This is a genomic window from Micromonospora sp. CNZ303, from assembly GCF_004345505.1.
The window spans coordinates 214,239-231,084 of the sequence record NZ_SLVT01000003.1 but is presented as its reverse complement, the minus strand read 5'-3'; the positions used below and the strand labels follow the sequence as shown (position 1 = coordinate 231,084).

The 16,846-nt window shown below is 75.1% G+C and carries 18 protein-coding genes; 7 read left to right on the top strand and 11 right to left on the bottom strand.

The window, feature by feature from the left end; all coding sequences use genetic code 11:
• Positions 1 to 620: 620 nt before the first annotated feature.
• From EV374_RS07170 to rimP, 9 genes are all read right to left on the bottom strand, one after another.
• On the bottom strand, positions 621 to 830 hold the full coding sequence (locus tag EV374_RS07170) for a DUF6186 family protein (RefSeq protein ID WP_207913944.1): 210 nt from the start codon (positions 828 to 830) through the stop codon (positions 621 to 623).
• Positions 830 to 1,237, bottom strand: coding sequence for a hypothetical protein (locus EV374_RS07165; RefSeq protein WP_132232822.1), 408 nt, complete (start codon positions 1,235 to 1,237; stop codon positions 830 to 832). Before EV374_RS07165 ends, EV374_RS07170 begins: the two co-directional genes overlap by 1 nt.
• A gap of 86 nt (positions 1,238 to 1,323) precedes the next feature.
• The gene (locus tag EV374_RS07160) at positions 1,324 to 2,301 is read right to left on the bottom strand and encodes a DHH family phosphoesterase (protein WP_486485639.1); all 978 of its coding nucleotides are present in this window, start codon (positions 2,299 to 2,301) and stop codon (positions 1,324 to 1,326) included.
• 101 nt (positions 2,302 to 2,402) lie between these two features.
• Entirely contained in the window at positions 2,403 to 2,897 is a 495-nt protein-coding gene (rbfA, locus tag EV374_RS07155) for a 30S ribosome-binding factor RbfA (protein WP_132232818.1), read from the bottom strand.
• 157 nt (positions 2,898 to 3,054) lie between these two features.
• Positions 3,055 to 3,348 carry a DUF503 domain-containing protein gene (locus EV374_RS07150; protein ID WP_101414636.1) on the bottom strand — a complete coding sequence of 98 codons (294 nt, stop codon included), beginning with the start codon at positions 3,346 to 3,348 and terminating at the stop codon, positions 3,055 to 3,057.
• Between the two features lie 87 nt (positions 3,349 to 3,435).
• Positions 3,436 to 6,447, bottom strand: coding sequence for a translation initiation factor IF-2 (infB, locus tag EV374_RS07145; RefSeq protein WP_132232816.1), 3,012 nt, complete (start codon positions 6,445 to 6,447; stop codon positions 3,436 to 3,438).
• Between the two features lie 93 nt (positions 6,448 to 6,540).
• Positions 6,541 to 6,873, bottom strand: coding sequence for a YlxR family protein (locus tag EV374_RS07140; RefSeq protein ID WP_132232814.1), 333 nt, complete (start codon positions 6,871 to 6,873; stop codon positions 6,541 to 6,543).
• A gap of 16 nt (positions 6,874 to 6,889) precedes the next feature.
• Positions 6,890 to 7,933 carry a transcription termination factor NusA gene (gene nusA / locus EV374_RS07135; protein WP_132232812.1) on the bottom strand — a complete coding sequence of 348 codons (1,044 nt, stop codon included), beginning with the start codon at positions 7,931 to 7,933 and terminating at the stop codon, positions 6,890 to 6,892.
• Positions 7,930 to 8,631 carry a ribosome maturation factor RimP gene (gene rimP / locus EV374_RS07130; protein ID WP_132232810.1) on the bottom strand — a complete coding sequence of 234 codons (702 nt, stop codon included), beginning with the start codon at positions 8,629 to 8,631 and terminating at the stop codon, positions 7,930 to 7,932. Before rimP ends, nusA begins: the two co-directional genes overlap by 4 nt.
• 229 nt (positions 8,632 to 8,860) lie before the next feature.
• Here rimP and EV374_RS07125 point away from each other — a divergent pair, with 229 nt between their 5' ends.
• From EV374_RS07125 to EV374_RS07095, 7 genes are all read left to right on the top strand, one after another.
• Positions 8,861 to 9,310: a hypothetical protein gene (locus EV374_RS07125; RefSeq protein ID WP_132233230.1), complete on the top strand. Its 450-nt coding sequence runs from the start codon at positions 8,861 to 8,863 to the stop codon at positions 9,308 to 9,310.
• Entirely contained in the window at positions 9,307 to 9,753 is a 447-nt protein-coding gene (locus EV374_RS07120) for a ferritin-like domain-containing protein (protein WP_132232808.1), read from the top strand. Before EV374_RS07125 ends, EV374_RS07120 begins: the two co-directional genes overlap by 4 nt.
• Positions 9,754 to 9,817: 64 nt before the next feature.
• The gene (locus tag EV374_RS07115; RefSeq protein ID WP_132232806.1) at positions 9,818 to 10,405 is read left to right on the top strand and encodes a PadR family transcriptional regulator; all 588 of its coding nucleotides are present in this window, start codon (positions 9,818 to 9,820) and stop codon (positions 10,403 to 10,405) included.
• Complete coding sequence (locus EV374_RS07110) at positions 10,402 to 11,160, top strand: ABC transporter ATP-binding protein (RefSeq protein WP_486485621.1); 759 nt, start codon at positions 10,402 to 10,404, stop codon at positions 11,158 to 11,160. Before EV374_RS07115 ends, EV374_RS07110 begins: the two co-directional genes overlap by 4 nt.
• Entirely contained in the window at positions 11,157 to 13,859 is a 2,703-nt protein-coding gene (locus EV374_RS07105; RefSeq protein WP_132232804.1) for an FtsX-like permease family protein, read from the top strand. The genes EV374_RS07110 and EV374_RS07105 overlap by 4 nt, the downstream gene beginning before the upstream one ends.
• 28 nt (positions 13,860 to 13,887) lie before the next feature.
• On the top strand, positions 13,888 to 14,388 hold the full coding sequence (locus EV374_RS07100) for a nitroreductase/quinone reductase family protein (RefSeq protein ID WP_132232802.1): 501 nt from the start codon (positions 13,888 to 13,890) through the stop codon (positions 14,386 to 14,388).
• Positions 14,389 to 14,397: 9 nt separating this feature from the next.
• A complete protein-coding gene (locus tag EV374_RS07095; RefSeq protein WP_132232800.1) occupies positions 14,398 to 15,123 on the top strand; it encodes a nucleotidyltransferase domain-containing protein in 726 nt (241 codons plus the stop codon).
• 57 nt (positions 15,124 to 15,180) lie between these two features.
• Here EV374_RS07095 and EV374_RS07090 read toward each other — a convergent pair whose 3' ends face one another.
• Both EV374_RS07090 and map read right to left on the bottom strand, forming a co-directional pair.
• Positions 15,181 to 15,897, bottom strand: coding sequence for a VIT1/CCC1 transporter family protein (locus EV374_RS07090; RefSeq protein ID WP_132232798.1), 717 nt, complete (start codon positions 15,895 to 15,897; stop codon positions 15,181 to 15,183).
• Positions 15,894 to 16,751: a type I methionyl aminopeptidase gene (gene map / locus EV374_RS07085; protein ID WP_132232796.1), complete on the bottom strand. Its 858-nt coding sequence runs from the start codon at positions 16,749 to 16,751 to the stop codon at positions 15,894 to 15,896. Before map ends, EV374_RS07090 begins: the two co-directional genes overlap by 4 nt.
• Between the last annotated feature and the right edge of the window lie 95 nt (positions 16,752 to 16,846).

Below are 16,846 nucleotides of genomic sequence, written 5' to 3'. Positions count from 1 at the left end.
GACGACGGGACCCGACGCATGCGGCAACCGTCACGGCGGAGTTGCGCGACCCCGGGGCCGACCGGCTGGCGGGCGCACCGGCGAAGTTGTCTGACCTACCGGTGGTCCGGGCGGAGAGCCGCTCACGGGCCGGGGGCGGCGGACCGCCGCGTCCGGTGCCGGGTGGGCGGTGACGCTGTCGGCGCGGTACGCCGGCGGCGTCACCGCCGGTCGGCGTCGGTCACTGACGGGTGTCCATGGACGTCTGCAGCGCGCGGCGCATCTGCTCGCGGGCCTCGTCGGTGGTCTGCGGCTTGGGCTTGCTCGGCATGGTGGTCCCCTTCCAGGGCGTGGGCCGCCGACCGGCGGCAGCCCTCACGGGCGGTCGTGCTGCGCGCCCGGCAGCGGTCCGGGGTCACCGGAGCGGCTGTGGGCAGCGAGAGCCCGGGTCGGTCCGACCCTGGAGGGAGGCGTCACCGGGTGTGGCGACACCGCCCACGGCCAGCGCCGCCACACGACGCCGACCGATTCCCAAGCTATCGTTCAGTTCCACATACTGCCCGGTGTTCCCGCGATTTGGACTCACGTTCGTCCGGAGCCGGCGCGCGGCACGGTCCCCGACGGGAATGCGGTGCGGGCGGTCAGCGGGCCAGGAAGTGCCAGCCCAGCCACCACCAGAAGCCGAACAGGCCGATCCGGCCGACCGGCACCGGGCCCACCTCGTAGCGCATCACGTAGGCGCAGACCTCGCCGAGCGTGGGGATCCGCGAGCCCTCGCGGCGGGCCGCCCACTCGACGGCGGCGAAGAGCACCAGGGAGACCAGGAAGCCCCCGATGGCCAGCATCCGCATCATCGCCGCACCAGCCCCCAGAACGCCGACAACCAGCCCAGCCAGACCGCCGAGCGGACCAGCTGGTCCTCCAGCAGCGGATCGGCCAGCCGCGAGAAGGTGGGAAAGTCGTCCCCCGCCGCCAGCACGAACGTGGTCCCCTCGAAGACCCCGAAGACCACCACCGGCAGGGCCCACCAGGCCGCCGGGGTGCCCAGCCGACGTGGCGCGGGCCGCCGGGGCACCCGGTTGCTCAGGCCCAGCCAGATCAGCACCCCGCCGGTGCCGAGGGTCCAGAGATTGGCCTCGGTCGAGAAGGACGGGAACCGGCCGCCGACCAGCGAGAGGCAGACGAGCACCGGCACGGTGACGGCGGGACGGTCCCAGGCGCGGGGCGCCTCGACGGTGAGGTCGTGGGGCTGTTCCATCCAGCGATTCTCCCCGTACTCGCCGCGACCGGGAAGACGGACACTCCCCGAGCTCTCCCTGATCTTCCCGGGCCGGGCCCTTCCGGTCAGCGCCGGCCGGGGCCGGTCAGCGCGCCGTCGAGCTCCGCGCGGATCCGGTCGACGACCTCGTCGACCGTCCCCGAACCGGTGAAGCCGGCGGCGAAGCGGTGTCCACCGCCGCCCAGCGCGACCGCCACCCGGCTGACGTCGACCGCGCCCTTGCTGCGCATCGACACCGCCCAGTCGCCGGTCGGCGTCTGCTTGACCACGCAGCTCACGTCGGCCTCGGCGGTGCACCGGACCGAGTCGATCAGCGCCTCCAGCACGTACGGGCGCTGGTCGTGCCGGGCCAGGTCGTCCTGGGTCGCGTACGTCCACACCAGACCGTGCCCGGCGGCCCCGGCGGGTTCCAGACGGGCCCGGCCGAGCACCTCGCCGAAGAGGCGGACGGCGCCGAACGGCCGGGTGTCGAAGATCCGGCGGGAGATGTCACCGGGCCGGATGCCGGTCGCCAGCAGGCGGGCCGCCAGCTCGTGCACCGCCGGGGTCGTCGCCTCGAACCGGAACGAGCCGGTGTCGGTGCTCAGGGCGACGTAGAGACACTCCGCGATCCCGGCGTCCAGCGGGACGCCGAGCCGGGCGAGCAGCCCCTCGGCGACCACCGAGGTGGCCGCCGCGTGCGGGTCCACCAGGTTGACCCGGCCGAAGCGGGTGTTCGACGCGTGGTGGTCGAGCACCAGCGCGGCGCCGGCGGTCTCCAGCCGGTCGACCAGGTCGCCGAGGCGTGACTCGCTGGCCGCGTCGAAGCAGATCACCAGGTCCGGGTCCGGGTACGCCTCGGTCGCCGGCACCAGCAGGTCGAGCCCGGGCAGCCCCCGGAACGGCTCCGGCACCTCCGGCGGGCCGGGGAAGGTCGCCTGCATCCGCCGCACACCCAGCCGGCGCAGCCCGAGCCCGAAGCCGAGCATGCTGCCCAGCGCGTCCCCGTCCGGGTTGACGTGGCAGATCAGCAGCACCCGCCCGTCCGGCGGCAGGTCTCGCACGGCCGCGACGGCGGCGGCCCAGTCCGCCTCGGTCGGGCAGGAGTCGACCGGTGGCGGCGCCTCGGCGAGGGCGCCACCGGTCGTGCCGCCGGAGGGCTCGGTCACCGCGCGTCCCCGCCCCGGGGCGGGGTCTCCTCGGCGTCCTCGTCGGCGTCGCGCGCCTCGTCGGCGTCCTCGTCCTCGTCCAGCCGGTACGGCTGGGGCTCGCCCGCGTACTCGGCCCGGGCGGCGATGCGCTGCACCTCGGCGTCGGCGTTGCGGGCCTGGGCGAGCAGGTCGTCGATGTGCTTGACCTGATCCTGCACGTCGTCCAGGACGAAGGTCAGCGTCGGCGAGTGCCGCAGCCCGAGCGCCTTGCCGACGGTGCTGCGCAGCATGCCCTTGGCGCTCTCCAGCGCCGCCGCCGTGCCCGCCTGGGCCGCCGCGTCGCCGAGCACCGTGTAGAAGACGGTCGCGTCGCGCAGGTCGGCGGTGATCCGGGCGTCGGTGATGGTGATCATGCCGAGCCGGGGATCCTTGATCTGGCTGCGCACCACCGACGCCACCAGTTCACGCACCCGCTCCGCGTGCCGGCGTACCTTGGCCGGATCCGACATCTTCGCCACCTCCACGGCGTACCGCTCCCGGCCGCCATCCGGCGACGCGGAGCGCCCCGGAGCCGACGGCCCAACAACTCGAACACTACCCGCGCGGCCACCCGCGCCGCGCGCCGCCGGTACCGTCCCGGCCACCCGGCGGACGGGCGCCGCCGGGTCAGTCCTCTTCGCCGTACAGGCGCCGGCGCACCGAGAGCAACTCGGTCTCCGGCCGGCCGGCCACCAGGCGCTCGCAGGAGTCCAGCACCTCGCGGACGTGCGACGCCTCGGCGGCCACCACGGCCACGGCGATCTCGGCCCGACCGTGCAGGTCGAGCGCTCCCACTTCGGCGGCCGAGACCTCGAAACGGCGCAGCGCCGCCACGATCGGCCGTACATATGATCTCTTGGCCTTGAGCGACCGGGAGTCGCCCGGCAGCAGCAGGTCGAAGACCGCGGTTCCGGTGAACATCGCCCCGGACGATACCCGCACGACCCCCCACATGATCAAGGGGTTTACGCCTTTCGGCGCAAACCCCTCGATCAGTGGTTCAGCGGATCAGGCGCGAACCTTCTCCCGCATCTCGAAGGTCTCGATGATGTCGCCGACCTGGACGTTGTTGTAACCACCCAGGGTCAGACCACACTCGAAGCCCTCGCGCACCTCCGTGGCGTCGTCCTTGAACCGCTTGAGCGAGCTGACGGTGAGGTTGTCCGCCACCACCGACCCGTCCCGCAGCAGGCGCGCCTTGGCGTTGCGTCGGATGATGCCCGACCGGACGATGCAGCCGGAGATGTTGCCGATCTTGGACGAGCGGAAGACGTCGCGGATCTCCGCGGTGCCCAGCTCGACCTCCTCGTACTCCGGCTTGAGCAGGCCCTTGAGCGCGGCCTCGATCTCCTCGATGGCCTGGTAGATCACGGTGTAGTACCGGATCTCCACAGCCTCGCGGTCGGCGATCTCGCGGACCTTGTTGGCGGCCCGCACGTTGAAACCGATGATCGTGACCGGCTCGGACGACGCGCTCGCGAGCATGACGTCGCTCTCGGTGATCGCGCCAACGCCCCGGTGGATGATCCTGAGCTGGACCTCCTCCGGGATGTCGAGGTTGAACAGCGCGTCCTCGAGGGCCTCCACGGAACCGGAGACGTCGCCCTTGAGCACCAGGTTGAGCGAGGTCTTCTCGCCCTCCTTGAGCTGCTCCATGAGCGTCTCGAGGGTGGCCCGGCCGCGGGAGTTGGCGAACGACGCCGCCCGCCGCCGTGCCTGCCGCTGCTCGGCGATCTGGCGCACCGTGCGGTCGTCCTCGGCCGCCAGGAACGTGTCGCCGGCACCGGGCACCGCGGTCAGACCGAGCACCAGGACCGGACGGGCCGGACCTGCCTCGGCGACCTGGTTGCCGTTCTCGTCGAGCATCGCCCGGACCCGGCCGTGCGCCCCACCGGCGACGATGGAGTCGCCCGCCCGCAGGGTGCCCTTCTGCACCAGCACCGTCGCCACCGCACCGCGACCCTTGTCCAGGTGCGCCTCGATGGCCACACCCTGCGCCGGCCCGTCGATCGGAGCGGTCAGCTCCAGCGACGCGTCGGCGGTCAGCAGGACCGCCTCGAGCAGCTCGTCGATGCCGATGCCCGGCTTCGCCGCCACGTTGACGAACATGGTGTCGCCGCCGTACTCCTCGGCGACGAGGCCGTACTCGGTCAGCTGCTGGCGGACCTTGTCCGGGTTCGCCTCCGGCTTGTCGACCTTGTTGACCGCCACCACGATCGGCACGTCGGCCGCCTTGGCGTGGTTCAACGCCTCGATCGTCTGCGGCATGACACCGTCGTCGGCCGCGACGACGAGCACCACGATGTCGGTGACCTGGGCACCACGGGCACGCATGGCGGTGAACGCCTCGTGACCCGGGGTGTCGATGAAGGTCACCGCGCGGTCCTCGCCCTCGTGCGGCACGTGGACCTGGTAGGCACCGATGTGCTGGGTGATGCCACCCGCCTCGCCGGCCACGACGTTCGCCTTGCGGATCGCGTCGAGCAGCTTGGTCTTACCGTGGTCGACGTGACCCATGACGGTCACGACCGGCGCACGGTCGACCAGGCGGTCCTCCGCGACCTCGGCGTCGAGGTCGATGTTGAACTGCGCGAGCAGCTCGCGGTCCTCGTCCTCCGGGCTGACGATCTGCACGTTGAAGCCGAGGTGCTCACCCAGCAGGAGCAGGGTGTCGTCGGAGCACGACTGGGTCGCCGTGACCATCTCGCCCAGGTTGAACATCTCCTGGACCAGCGAACCCGGGTTGGCGTTGATCTTGTCGGCGAAGTCCGACAGCGAGGCGCCACGGGAGAGCCGGACGACCTGACCCTGACCCCGGGGGGCACCCGAGCTCATGGTCGGGGCCGACAGGTTGTCGAACTCCTGTCTGCGCTGCTTCTTGGACTTGCGACCGCGCGTCGGCCGGCCACCCGGACGCCCGAAGGCACCCGCGGCGCCGCCGCCACGGCCACGACCGCCACCACCCGGACGACCGCCGCCGCCGGCCGGAGCACCCGGACGGAAACCGCCGCCCGGCGCACCGCCGCCACCACCGGGACCGCCACGGTAGCCACCGCCACCGCCGCCACCACCGGGACCGCCGCGGAAGCCACCGCCACCGCCGCCACCACCGGGACCGCCGCGGAAGCCACCGCCACCGCCGCCGCCACCACCGGGACGACCCGCGCCGCCACCGGGACCGCGACCGGCGCCACCGGGGCCGGGGCGACCGGTAGCGGGACGCTGGCTCGGCATGGAGGCCGGGCTCGGGCGGGGCGGCATGGAGGCCGGGCTCGGACGCGGCGGCATGCCGGCCGGGCTGGGCCGGGGACCACCCGCACCGGCGGCCGGAGGCCGCTGCTGCTGCTGGCTGCCCTGGATGCCGAACGGGTTGTTACCGGCGCCGCGCGCCGGCGGACGCCCGCCCGGACGACCACCCGGGCCCGGTGCCGGCGTGCCGGGACGACCGGCGGCCGGGGAACCCGGGCGGGGCGGCATGGCACCCGGACCCGGTCGGGGACCGGGACGGTTGCCACCGTCCGCCGGGGGCTCCCGGCGGACGTTCTCACGCTGCTGCTGCCGAGCGGCCTGGGCGGCCTTGACCGCCGCCTCCTGCTCGGCCTTCAGCGCGGCGGCACGCGCCTCGGCGGCCGCCACCTCGATGTCGTGGGCACTCGCCGGCTTGGCGACCGGGGCCGCGGGCTGCGGCGGACCGGGCACCGGGCCCTTGGGCTTGGGACCGGGCGCCGGCGCGGCCGGCCGCCGGGGCGGCATCGGCTTGGCCGAGACCCGGGGCCCACCGGGGGCCGGGGAGGGCGTCGGGGTCGGGGTCGGCGCCGGGGCGGCCGCCGGTGGGGCGGCCGGTGCCGGGGAACCGGCGCCGGCGACGAATGCGCTCCGCAGCCGTCGGGCGACGGGCGCCTCGACGGTGCTGGACGCGGACTTCACGAACTCGCCCATCTCCTTGAGCTTGGCGAGAACGGTCTTGCTTTCGACCCCGAGCTCTTTTGCAAGCTCGTGTACGCGGGCCTTACCTGCCACTGCACTCCTCACTCCGAGGTCGTGCGGGCAGCACCCGCAGCGACCTCACTCGTGCACTTGAAGCCTGGTCATTTCAGGGACTTCATCGTGTGCTCATGTCGGTCGTCCTACCCTGCTAGCGACCCTCGCCCGGTCGGGCTGACCGGACGTAGTGGTTGGCGCATCGACGTGCTCCGCAAGCTCACCGTGGTCGGGGACCCCGGTGAGGCGCAGCGCACGCCCGAAAGCGCGTCGCCGCACCGCTTGCGCGAAGCAGGCCGGATCCGGGTGCATGTTCGCTCCCCGACCCGGCAGCCTGCGGGCCGGATCGGGCCGGAGGCTGTGACCAGCCTCGTCGCCGACCGCGACGATCCGCAGCAATTCGCTGGCCGGCGCACGTCGCCGGCAACCCACACAGGTGCGTTCCGGCAGCGCGCGTCGTACCACTGGAGAAAGTCTACCCCTAGGCGCCCGAGATCGCGCCGCCCGGCTCCGGGACGTGATCAGCTCCGCCCCGGCCGGCGGTGCCGGACTGCTCGGCGTCCGAGCGGATGTCGATCCGCCAACCGGTCAACCGGGCAGCAAGTCGGGCGTTCTGCCCCTCCCGGCCGATGGCGAGGGAGAGCTGGAAATCCGGGACGGTGACCCGGGCGGTGCGGGTGGCCAGGTCGACCACCTCGACCCGCAGGGCCTTGGCCGGCGACAGGGCGTTGCCGACGAACGTCGCCGGGTCGTCCGACCAGTCGATGATGTCGATCTTTTCGCCGTGCAGCTCGCTCATGACGGCCCGTACCCGCTGCCCCATCGGGCCGATGCAGGCGCCCTTGGGGTTGACCCCCTGGGTGGTGGAGCGGACCGCGATCTTCGTGCGGTGACCCGCCTCACGTGCGATCGCGCCGATCTCGACCGTGCCGTCCGCGATCTCCGGCACCTCGAGCGCGAAGAGCTTCTTGACCAGCGCCGGATGCGACCGGGAGAGGGTGATCTGCGGCCCGCGCATCCCCTTGGCCACGTGCACCACCACGCAGCGGATCCGTTCGCCGTGCGCGTAGCGCTCGCCGGGCACCTGCTCGGACTGCGGCAGGACCCCCTCCAGCTTGCCGAGGTCGACGCTGACGATGCCCTTCTCGCTGCGGGCCTCGTGCGCCTGCACCACGCCGGTGACCAGGTCACCGTCGCGGCCGACGTACTCGCCGAAGTGCACCTCGTCGGTGGCCTCCCGCAGTCGCTGGAGGATCACCTGCTTGGCCGTCATGGCGGCGATCCGCCCGAAGTCGTGCGGGGTGTCGTCCCACTCCCGTACGACGGTGCCGTCGTCGTCCAACTCCTGCGCGTAGACCAGGGCCGCGCCGGACTTGCGGTCGATCTCCACCCGGGCGTGCGACTCCGCCCCCTCGGTGTGCCGGTAGGCGGTCAGCAGCGCGGTCTCGATCGCCGCGAGGATCGTGTCGAACGGGATCTCCCGCTCGCGCTCGAGTGCGCGCAGCGCCGCGAGGTCGATGTTCACCTCTCCTCGTCCTCCACATCATCTTCGTCGTCGAAGTCGTCGGTGTCGTCCATGTCGTCGGGTCCGTCCGTCTCCTCGACCTCGTCGAGGCGGTGGAACTCGACCTGCACCCGGCCGGGGCCGAGTTCTGCGTACGTCCACGCGGCGCGGCCGGCGTCGGTCTCCAGCACCACGCGCTCGTCGTCGGCCTCGACCACCCGGCCGGTGACCTGCCGGTCGCCGGTGGGCTGCCCGGCCCGCTCGCCGGACGGGGCGCCCGCGCCGCGGGCGGTCACCTTCACCAGCCGGCCGACGTTGCGCCGCCAGTGCCGGGGCAGGGTGAGCGGGCGGTCCACGCCGGGGGAGCTGACCTCCAGCTGGTACTCCCCGGCGACGAGGTCGCCGGAGGCCTCCTCGGCCGCGTCGAGGGCCGCGGAGACGGCCCGGGAGACCTCGGCGACGGCATCCAGGTTGATCCCGCCGTCGGCGTCCACGATCACCCGCACCACGTGCCGCCGGCCGGCGCGGGACACGGAGAGTTCCTCCAGGTCGTAACCGGCGCCGGCGACCACCGGCTCGATCACCTCGCGCAGCCGGGCCCGCCGGGCGGCGAGGTCGCCGCGCGGGCCGCCGGCACGCTCCCCGCCCCGTGGGGCGTCGGTGCGTCGGGGTCTCCCCGCCGGACCCGTCGGCCTCGTGGCACGGCCACGCTGCGTCATCTCCGCACCCTCCTGCTGATCGACGGCACCCGGTCGGCCGCCATGCCGGCACGCCACCGGAGCTGACGCGCCGGTGGCTGCGCAGAGCGTAACGCGCCTGCCGCGCGGCGGGCCGGGCGGCGCACCGACGCCGGTCGCCCACGTACGGCCGGTGATGGTGTTGACTTGTCCGGTGGCGACGGGCAGAACGACACGACGCGGCGAGACGACCGGGCATTCCCGGCGAAAGGTGCTGCGCGCCGGGGTGCTCCTGGCGCTCGGCGGGGCGGCTGCGCCGCTGACCGGCTGCGGTCTCCTGAGCCGCGACGACGACCCCGTCCCCGGGCCGGATCCGCTCACGCCCCTGCTCGACGAGTCGCTCCGGCTCGCCGCCGGGCACCGGGACGCCGCCGCCGCGCACCCCGCGCTCGCCGGCCTGCTCACGCCGATCGCCGAGGCGCACCGCGCGCACGCGACCGAACTGGCCCGGCTCATCGGCGTACCGCTGCCCTCGGCGTCCGCCGCGGCCACGCCCGCAACGCCGGGCGATCCGGCGGCGGCACGGGCCGCGCTGCGCGAGGACGAACGCGCCGCCCGGGAGGCGGCGACCCGGGCCTGCGCGGCGGCGCCGGCGGAGCGGGCCGCGCTGCTCGCCTCGATCGCCGCGGCCCGGGCCACGCACGTGGAGGCGCTGAGATGACCGCGCCGACACCGCCGGGGCCGGCCGGGGCGCTGGGCGCCGTGCTCTCCGCCGAGTACGCCGCGATCTGGGCCTACGGGCCCATCGGGGTACGCCTCACCGGCGCCGCCCGGACCGCCGCGAAGGAGGCGGAGGCCGCGCACCGGCGTCGCCGCGACGACCTGATCGTGCAGTTGAGCGCCGGTGGCGGGAACGTCCCGCCGGACCGGGCCGGCTACACGCTGCCGTTCCCGGTCACCGACCGGGCGAGCGCGCTGCGGCTGGCCGCCGAGGTGGAGGAGCGCACGGCCGCGTTCTGGCGGGCGGCGGTGCCGGCCACCAGCGGCGCCGACCGGGACAGGGCCCTGGCCGCCCTGGTCGAGTACGCCGTACGGGCCACCCGCTGGCGACGGACGGCCGGGATCACCCCGCTGACGGTGCCGTTCCCGGGTCGACCCGCCTGACCGGCCGACCCTCGACGCCCGCTCCGGTTGCGGGTCGCATACCAGGTATGCATACTCCGTTGCCATGTCCATCCGTCACGGGCTGCTCGCCCTGCTCGAACGCGGCCAGATGTACGGCTACCAGCTGCGCGCCGCATTCGAGGAGTCGACCGGCTCGACCTGGCCGCTCAACATCGGGCAGGTCTACACCACCCTGTCCCGGCTGGAGCGGGACGGGCTGGTCCGGTCGCTGCCCGAGAGCGAGACGGGGCAGCGCCCGTACGAGATCACCGACGCCGGGCGGACGGACCTGGCCCTGTGGTTCGCCACTCCGATCAGCCGCACCGACCGGCCCCGGGACGAGCTGGCGATCAAGCTCGCCCTCGCGCTGACCACCCCCGGGGTGGACGTCCGATCGGTGGTGCAGACCCAGCGCAGCGCGACCATGCGGACGTTGCAGGAGTTGACCCGGTTGAAGTACGCCAGCGACCGTCCCGAGGACCTGCCGTGGCGGCTGGTGCTGGACGCCATGGTCTTCCAGGCCGAGGCCGAGGTGCGCTGGCTGGACCACTGCGAGACGAGCCTGGTGCGCTACCGTCCGACGGAGCCCGGGCGCGTGCCGACGACGCCCGCCGAGGCGGTGGACCGGACGGACCAGGAGGCGCGACGGTGAGCACGGGGAGCGGGCCGGCGGGCGGGAGCCCCGCCACACCCGTGCTCGACGTGCGTGCCGTGCACCGCACCCACGGCTCCGGCGCGGCGGCCGTGCACGCGCTGCGCGGGGTGAGCCTCACCGTGCGCGCGGGGGAACTCGTCGCCGTGATGGGACCGTCCGGCTCGGGGAAGTCGACCCTGCTCGCCCTGGCCGGCGGGCTGGACGGCCCGACCGCGGGCGAGGTGTACGTCGAGGGTGAGCCGCTCGGCGCCCTCGACCGGCGGCGGCTGGCCCAGGTGCGGCGCCGCCGCATCGGCTACGTCTTCCAGGACCTCAACCTGCTCGGCAGCCTCAGCGCCGTGGAGAACGTCGCCCTCCCCCTCGAACTCGACGGCACGGGCGTACGCCGGGCCCGCCGCCTCGCGCTGGACGCGCTGGCCGAGGTGGGACTGCCCGAGCTGGGCGACCGGTTCCCCGACCAGCTCTCCGGCGGCCAGCAGCAGCGGGTGGCCATCGCCCGCGCGCTCGTCGGCGAACGGCGACTGGTGCTCGCCGACGAACCGACCGGCGCGCTGGACTCGCAGACCGGCGAGGCGGTGCTGCACCTGCTGCGCCGGCGCGTGGACGCCGGGGCCGCCGCCGTGCTGGTCACCCACGAGGCACGACACGCCGCCTGGGCCGACCGGGTCGTCTTCCTGCGCGACGGGGTGCTTGTCGACACGACGGCCCCGCTGGGCAGCGTGGAGCAGCTGCTGAGCGGCAGCGGTCGGTGAGCGCGGGCCGGGGCGGCCGGCTCGCCCGGGCCGCCGGCTCCTGGTGGGCCGCGCTGCGCATCGCCCGGCGGGAGGCCCGGCGGGCCCGGGGGCGTACGGCGCTGGTGCTCGCGATGATCACGCTGCCGGTGCTGGTGCTGAGCTTCACCGCGGTGAGCTGGCGGATGTCCGAGCTGACCCCGGTGGAGCGGGCCGACCGCCAGCTCGGCGTGGCCGACGCGGAGCTGAACTGGGTGACGCGGACCCCCCTCGTGCAGAGCGCCTGGGCCGAGACCTGGCGTACCGACCCGGACGACGGTCCCTCGGCCGGGCCCGTCACCGCCGGGCAGGTGGCCGCCCTGCTGCCGGCCGGGAGCCGGGTGGTCCCGCTGCGCCGCTGGGTGTCGTTCGACGCCCTGGTCGGCGAGCGGGTCGACGCCGGCCTCACGGCGCGCGCCGTGGACCTCGACGACCCGCTCGGCCGGGGGCTGGTCCGGTTCCACTCGGGGCGGGCGCCGGCCGGGCCGGGCGAGATGGCGGTCAGCCCGGCGGCCCTGCGCCGCCTCGACGCCCGCCTCGGCGGCACCGTCACCTCCGGCGACGGCGCCCGCTCCTGGCGGGTGGTCGGGGTGGCCGAGTACCCCGACGACCTGGGCCCGGTGGTGACGCTGCACCCGTCGGAGGGGCGGATGGAGGCCGAGCCGGGCACGAGCTGGCTGGTCGACCTGCCCGGCGACCCCGACGAGGAGCTGTTCCGCCGGCTCAACGCCCACGGCGTCGTGGTGCACGCCCGGGTCCCCGCCCCGGCGTCGGACACCGTCACGTTCCCGGCGTACGGCCGCTCCGCGATGGACGTGGAGGGGATGAGCGTCTCGGTGCTCGTCGGCGGGCTGGGGCTGCTGGAGGTGGTGCTGCTCGTCGGGCCGGCCTTCGCGGTCGGCGTACGGCGGCGGCGCCGGGACCTCGCGCTGGTCGCCGTGGCGGGCGGGGACGACGCCCACCTGCGCCGCATCGTGCTGGCCGACGGCGTGGTGCTGGGTGCCGTCGGCGCCGCCGTCGGGGTCGCGCTGGGCGTCGCCGCCGCGTTCGCCGGCCGCTCCCTGGTGGAGCAGCACCTCTTCGGCGCGCGCTTCGGCGCGTACCGCTGGTGGCCGGAGGCGCTCGCGGCGATCGCCGCCGTCGCGGTGCTGGCCGGGGTGCTGGCCGCGCTGGCCCCGGCCTGGACGGCCGCCCGGCAGGACGTGGTGGCGGGGCTGGCCGGCCGGCGCACCCCGCCGGCGCACCGGCGACGCTGGTTGACCGTCGGGGCGGTCCTGGCCGCCGCCGGGGCCGCGGTGGCCGCGTTCGGGGCGGCCCGGACGGCGCCGGCGGTCATCCTGGCCGGCCTCGTCCTCGGCGAGTTGGGCCTGGTCTTCGCCACCCCGACGCTGGTCGGCCTGCTCGCCCGCCTCGGGCGGTCGCTGCCGCTGGCGCCCCGGATCGCGCTGCGCGACGCCAGCCGCAACCGGTCGTCGACCGCGCCCGCGATCTCCGCCGTGATGGCCGCGGTCGCCGGCAGCGTCGCCATCGGGGTGTACCTGGCCAGCGACGACGCCCGGTCGGCCACGATGTACCTGCCGACCCTGCCGGCCACCACGGTGCTGGTCACCGGGTCGGACGGGGAAAGCCTGCCCGACCTGCCCCGGGTCAGCGAGGCCGCGCGCGCCCACCTGGGGGTCCGGACGGTGGCGCCGCTGGCGGAGCCCCGGTGCGGCACGGCCACCGACCTGTGCGTGGTCTCGCCGGTGCTGCCCGCCGAGCGCGTCTGCCCGTGGACGCCGGGTGACAGGCTCACCCCGGAGCAGCAGCGCCGCGCCCGCGCCGACGCCCGCTGCGCGGAACCCGAGGAGCACCTCGGCCGGTACTTCCACGTCCTGGTGGACGACGGGACGGCCCTGCCGGCGCTCACCGGCGCCACCCCCGCCGACGTCGCCGCCGCCACCGCCGTGCTGCGGGCCGGCGGCGCGGTCGTGACCCATCCGCGCTACGTGCGCGACGGGCGGGTCGACGTGCGGGTGACCCGCGCCGGGCAGGCCCGGCCCGACCCGCAGGCCGTCACCACCGTCGCCGGGTATCCGCTGCCCACCGCGCTGGGGGCGGACCGGCTGCTGCTCTCCCCGGCGGCCGCCGGGCGGCTCGGCCTGAGCGTCCACCCGCTCGGCTGGGCGATCGCCGCCGACGGCGTGCCCGACGAGGACCGGCAGGACCGGTTCGTCGCCGCCGTACGTCCGCTGCACGCGCAGGTCGAGATCGACCGGGGCACGCAGGGCGACGCGGGGCGGCCGCTGCTGCTCCTGCTGGCCGCCGCCGCCGGGGTGATCACCCTGGGCGCCGCCGCCATCGCCACCGGGCTGGCGGCGGCCGAGGGGCGGGCCGACCTGTCCACCCTCGCGGCGGTCGGCGCCGGCCCGGGGCTGCGCCGGCTGCTCTCGCTCTGCCAGTCCGGGGTGATCGCCGTACTGGGCTCCGCGCTCGGCATCGTCGCCGGCCTCGGCTCCGCGTCGATCATCCTGACCGCCCTCAACCGCCGGTACGCCACCCTGTGGCCGGTCACGGAGCCGTACCCGGTGGTGGTCCCCTGGACCACGCTCGGCGTCCTGGTCGTGGTGCCGCTGGTCGCGATGCTCGGCGCGGGCTTCTTCACCCGGTCGCGGCTGCCGGTCGAGCGACGTCTCGACTGACGGGCCGGGAGCGGGCACACTGGTCGCCGTGCCCGTACTGGGAGCCCTGACCCGCCGTGTCGGTCACCACCGCTGGTTCGGCGCCGCCGTCCGCCTGCTCGTCCCCGCCGACCGGATGGTGGGGCGGCTCACCCGGGGGCGGGTGGTCGCGCTCGGGCTCATCCCGTCGCTGGTCATCACGACCACCGGCCGCCGCTCCGGCAAGCCGCGCAGCAATCCGCTGCTCTACGTGCCCGACGGCGACGCGTACGTGGTGGTCGGTTCCAACTTCGGCCAGACCCACCAGCCCGGCTGGGCGATGAACCTGCGCGCCGATCCGGCCGCCGAGGTGGCCGTCAAGGGCCGCCGCGTCCCGGTGCGCGCCGAGGTCGCCACCGGCGCCGAACGGGACCGCCTCTGGACGCTGCTGGTCACGGAGTGGCCCGCCTACCGGACGTACGCCCAGCGGGCCGGCGGCCGGGAGATCCTCGTCTTCCGGCTGGTGCCCACCGGGCGCGGCGTGCCGGACGGGTCGACCGCCCGCGAATAGGCTGGTGCGGTGACCGGCGCCGACGGCGAACCCCACCCCGACGATCCACGGTGGGCGGTGGCCGAGCGGGTCGCCGACGCCGTGCGCCGGCGGTTCCCGGCCGACGTGCTGGCGGTCGCGGTGCACGGCCCGCTCGCCCACGGCGACGACGACGGCGGCGGGGACGGCGAGGTCGGGCTGCTGGTGGTGACGTACCGGCCCGGCGGCGGGCCCTCCCCGGCGACGCGGCGGGTCGACGGCGTGCTGGTCGACCTGACCGTGGCCGGCGCCGACGACTACCTGCGCCAGGCCCGGGTGATCTCTCCGCTCTGGCCGTTGACCGCCGACCGGTACGTCAGCACCCGGGCGCTGCACGACCCCACCGGCTGGCTGCGCACCCTGCGCGACGCGCACCTGGGCCGGCTGGCCCGGGCCCGGCCGGCCGAGTTCAGCACGGCGGCCCGCCGGGCCTGGTACCGGGGCGGCGCGGCGCACGCCCGCGCCGCCCGGCTGGCCGAGTGGTACGAGACCGACCAGGCGCTGCTGATGCTCGGCGAGGCGCGGCTGGCGGCGGCCACGGTCGCCGGCCTGCTCAGCCGCACCTACTTCCGCGACCCGGGCGACGCGGTGCGTCGGACGGGACTGGCGGGCGCGGACATGACCGAGGTGGGCGTCGTCCTGGCCCGCCAGGCGGACGAGCTGGCGGCCCGGGGCCGCCCCGTCGACGGCACGGTCGACGACCTTCTCGACGGCTGACACCGCGCCGGACGGCGCCCGGCGCCCGTCGGTGCCGGGAGGGCCGGCGCGGAAAGGTCAGCCGAGCCCGCCCTGCACGCCGATGAGGGTGCCGACGAGATACGTGGCGCCGGCCGCCGCCGCGCCGAGCAGGAGCTGACGCAGACCGCCGGACCACCAGGGCCGGGCGGTGAACCGGGCGACCACCGCCCCGGCCACGAAGAGCCCGAGCCCGCCGACCGCGAGCGCCAGCCACAGGCTCGTCGCGCCGAACAGGTACGTCAGCAGCGGCACCAGCGCCCCGACCGAGAAGAACAGGAACGACGAGATCGCCGCAGCCCAGGGGCTGGGCTGCTCGTCCGGGTCGACGCCGAGCTCCTCCCGGACGTGCACCCGCAGCGCCTCCTCCGGGTTGCGCCGGACGGCCTGGGCGACCTCCATGGCCAGGTCGGGCGGCAGTCCCCGGGCGACCCACGCCTCGGCCAGCTCGCGCGCCTCCGCCTCGGGGTGCCGCTCCAGCTCGCGACGCTCCTTGGCGACCTCGGCCGCGACCTGTTCGTTCGCCGAGCGGACGCTGGTGTACTCCCCCAGCCCCATCGAGATGGCGCCCGCCACCAGGCCGGCCACGCCGGTGAGCACGACGCTGCGCGGCGACACCCCGCCGCCCGCCACCCCGGCGATCAGGGCGATGTTGGTGACCAGCCCGTCCATCGCCCCGAAGACGGCGGGGCGCAGCCAACCGCCGGAGACGTCCGCGTGGTGCGCCTCACGCAGCGCCGCCGGGGTCTCCGTCACGGCAGCGTGAGGATCTCGTGGCCGTCCTCGGTCACCACGATGGTGTGCTCGAACTGGGCCGTCCACCTGCGGTCCTTCGTCACCACGGTCCAGCCGTCGTCCCACATGTCGTACTCGTGGGTGCCGAGGGTGATCATCGGCTCGATGGTGAAGGTCATCCCCGGCTCCATCACGTCCGTGGGGCGAGGGCTGTCGTAGTGCGGCACGTAGAGCCCGCTGTGGAACGCCTCGCCGATCCCGTGGCCGGTGAAGTCGCGCACGACGCCGTAGCCGAAGCGCTTCGCGTACGACTCGATGACCCGGCCGATCACGTTGATCTGGCGGCCCGGGGCGACCGCGCGGATGCCGCGCATCATCGCCTCGTGGGTGCGCTCGACCAGCAGCCGGGCCTCCTCGTCGACCTCGCCCACGCAGAAGGTGGCGTCCGTGTCGCCGTGCACGCCGTCGAGGTACGCGGTCACGTCGACGTTGATGATGTCGCCGTCGGCGAGCACGGTGGAGTCGGGGATGCCGTGGCAGATCACCTCGTTGAGGCTGGTGCAGCAGGACTTCGGGAAGCCCCGGTAGCCCAGCGTCGACGGGTAGGCGCCGTGGTCGCAGAGGAACTCGTGCACGACCCGGTCGATCTCGTCGGTGCTCACGCCCGGCTTGCAGTGCTCGCCGGCGAGCTGGGTGGCCTGCGCCGCGAGCCGACCGGCGACCCGCATCTTCTCGATGGTCTCCGGGGTCTGCACGTGCGAGCCGCGCCACTCTTGGGGACGCTTCTTGCCCACGTACTCCGGGCGGACGATGTGGGCGGGCACGGGCCGCAGCGGGGTGAGCGTGCCGGGGGTCAGCGGCGCACGGACGGTCATGACGCGAGTTTATCGCCGCGCCCGGTGGTGACCCCCGCCACCGCCCGCCCGGAGCGGTTGTTGCCGTGCCCGGTCCGCTGTGCAATTGTGGCTCC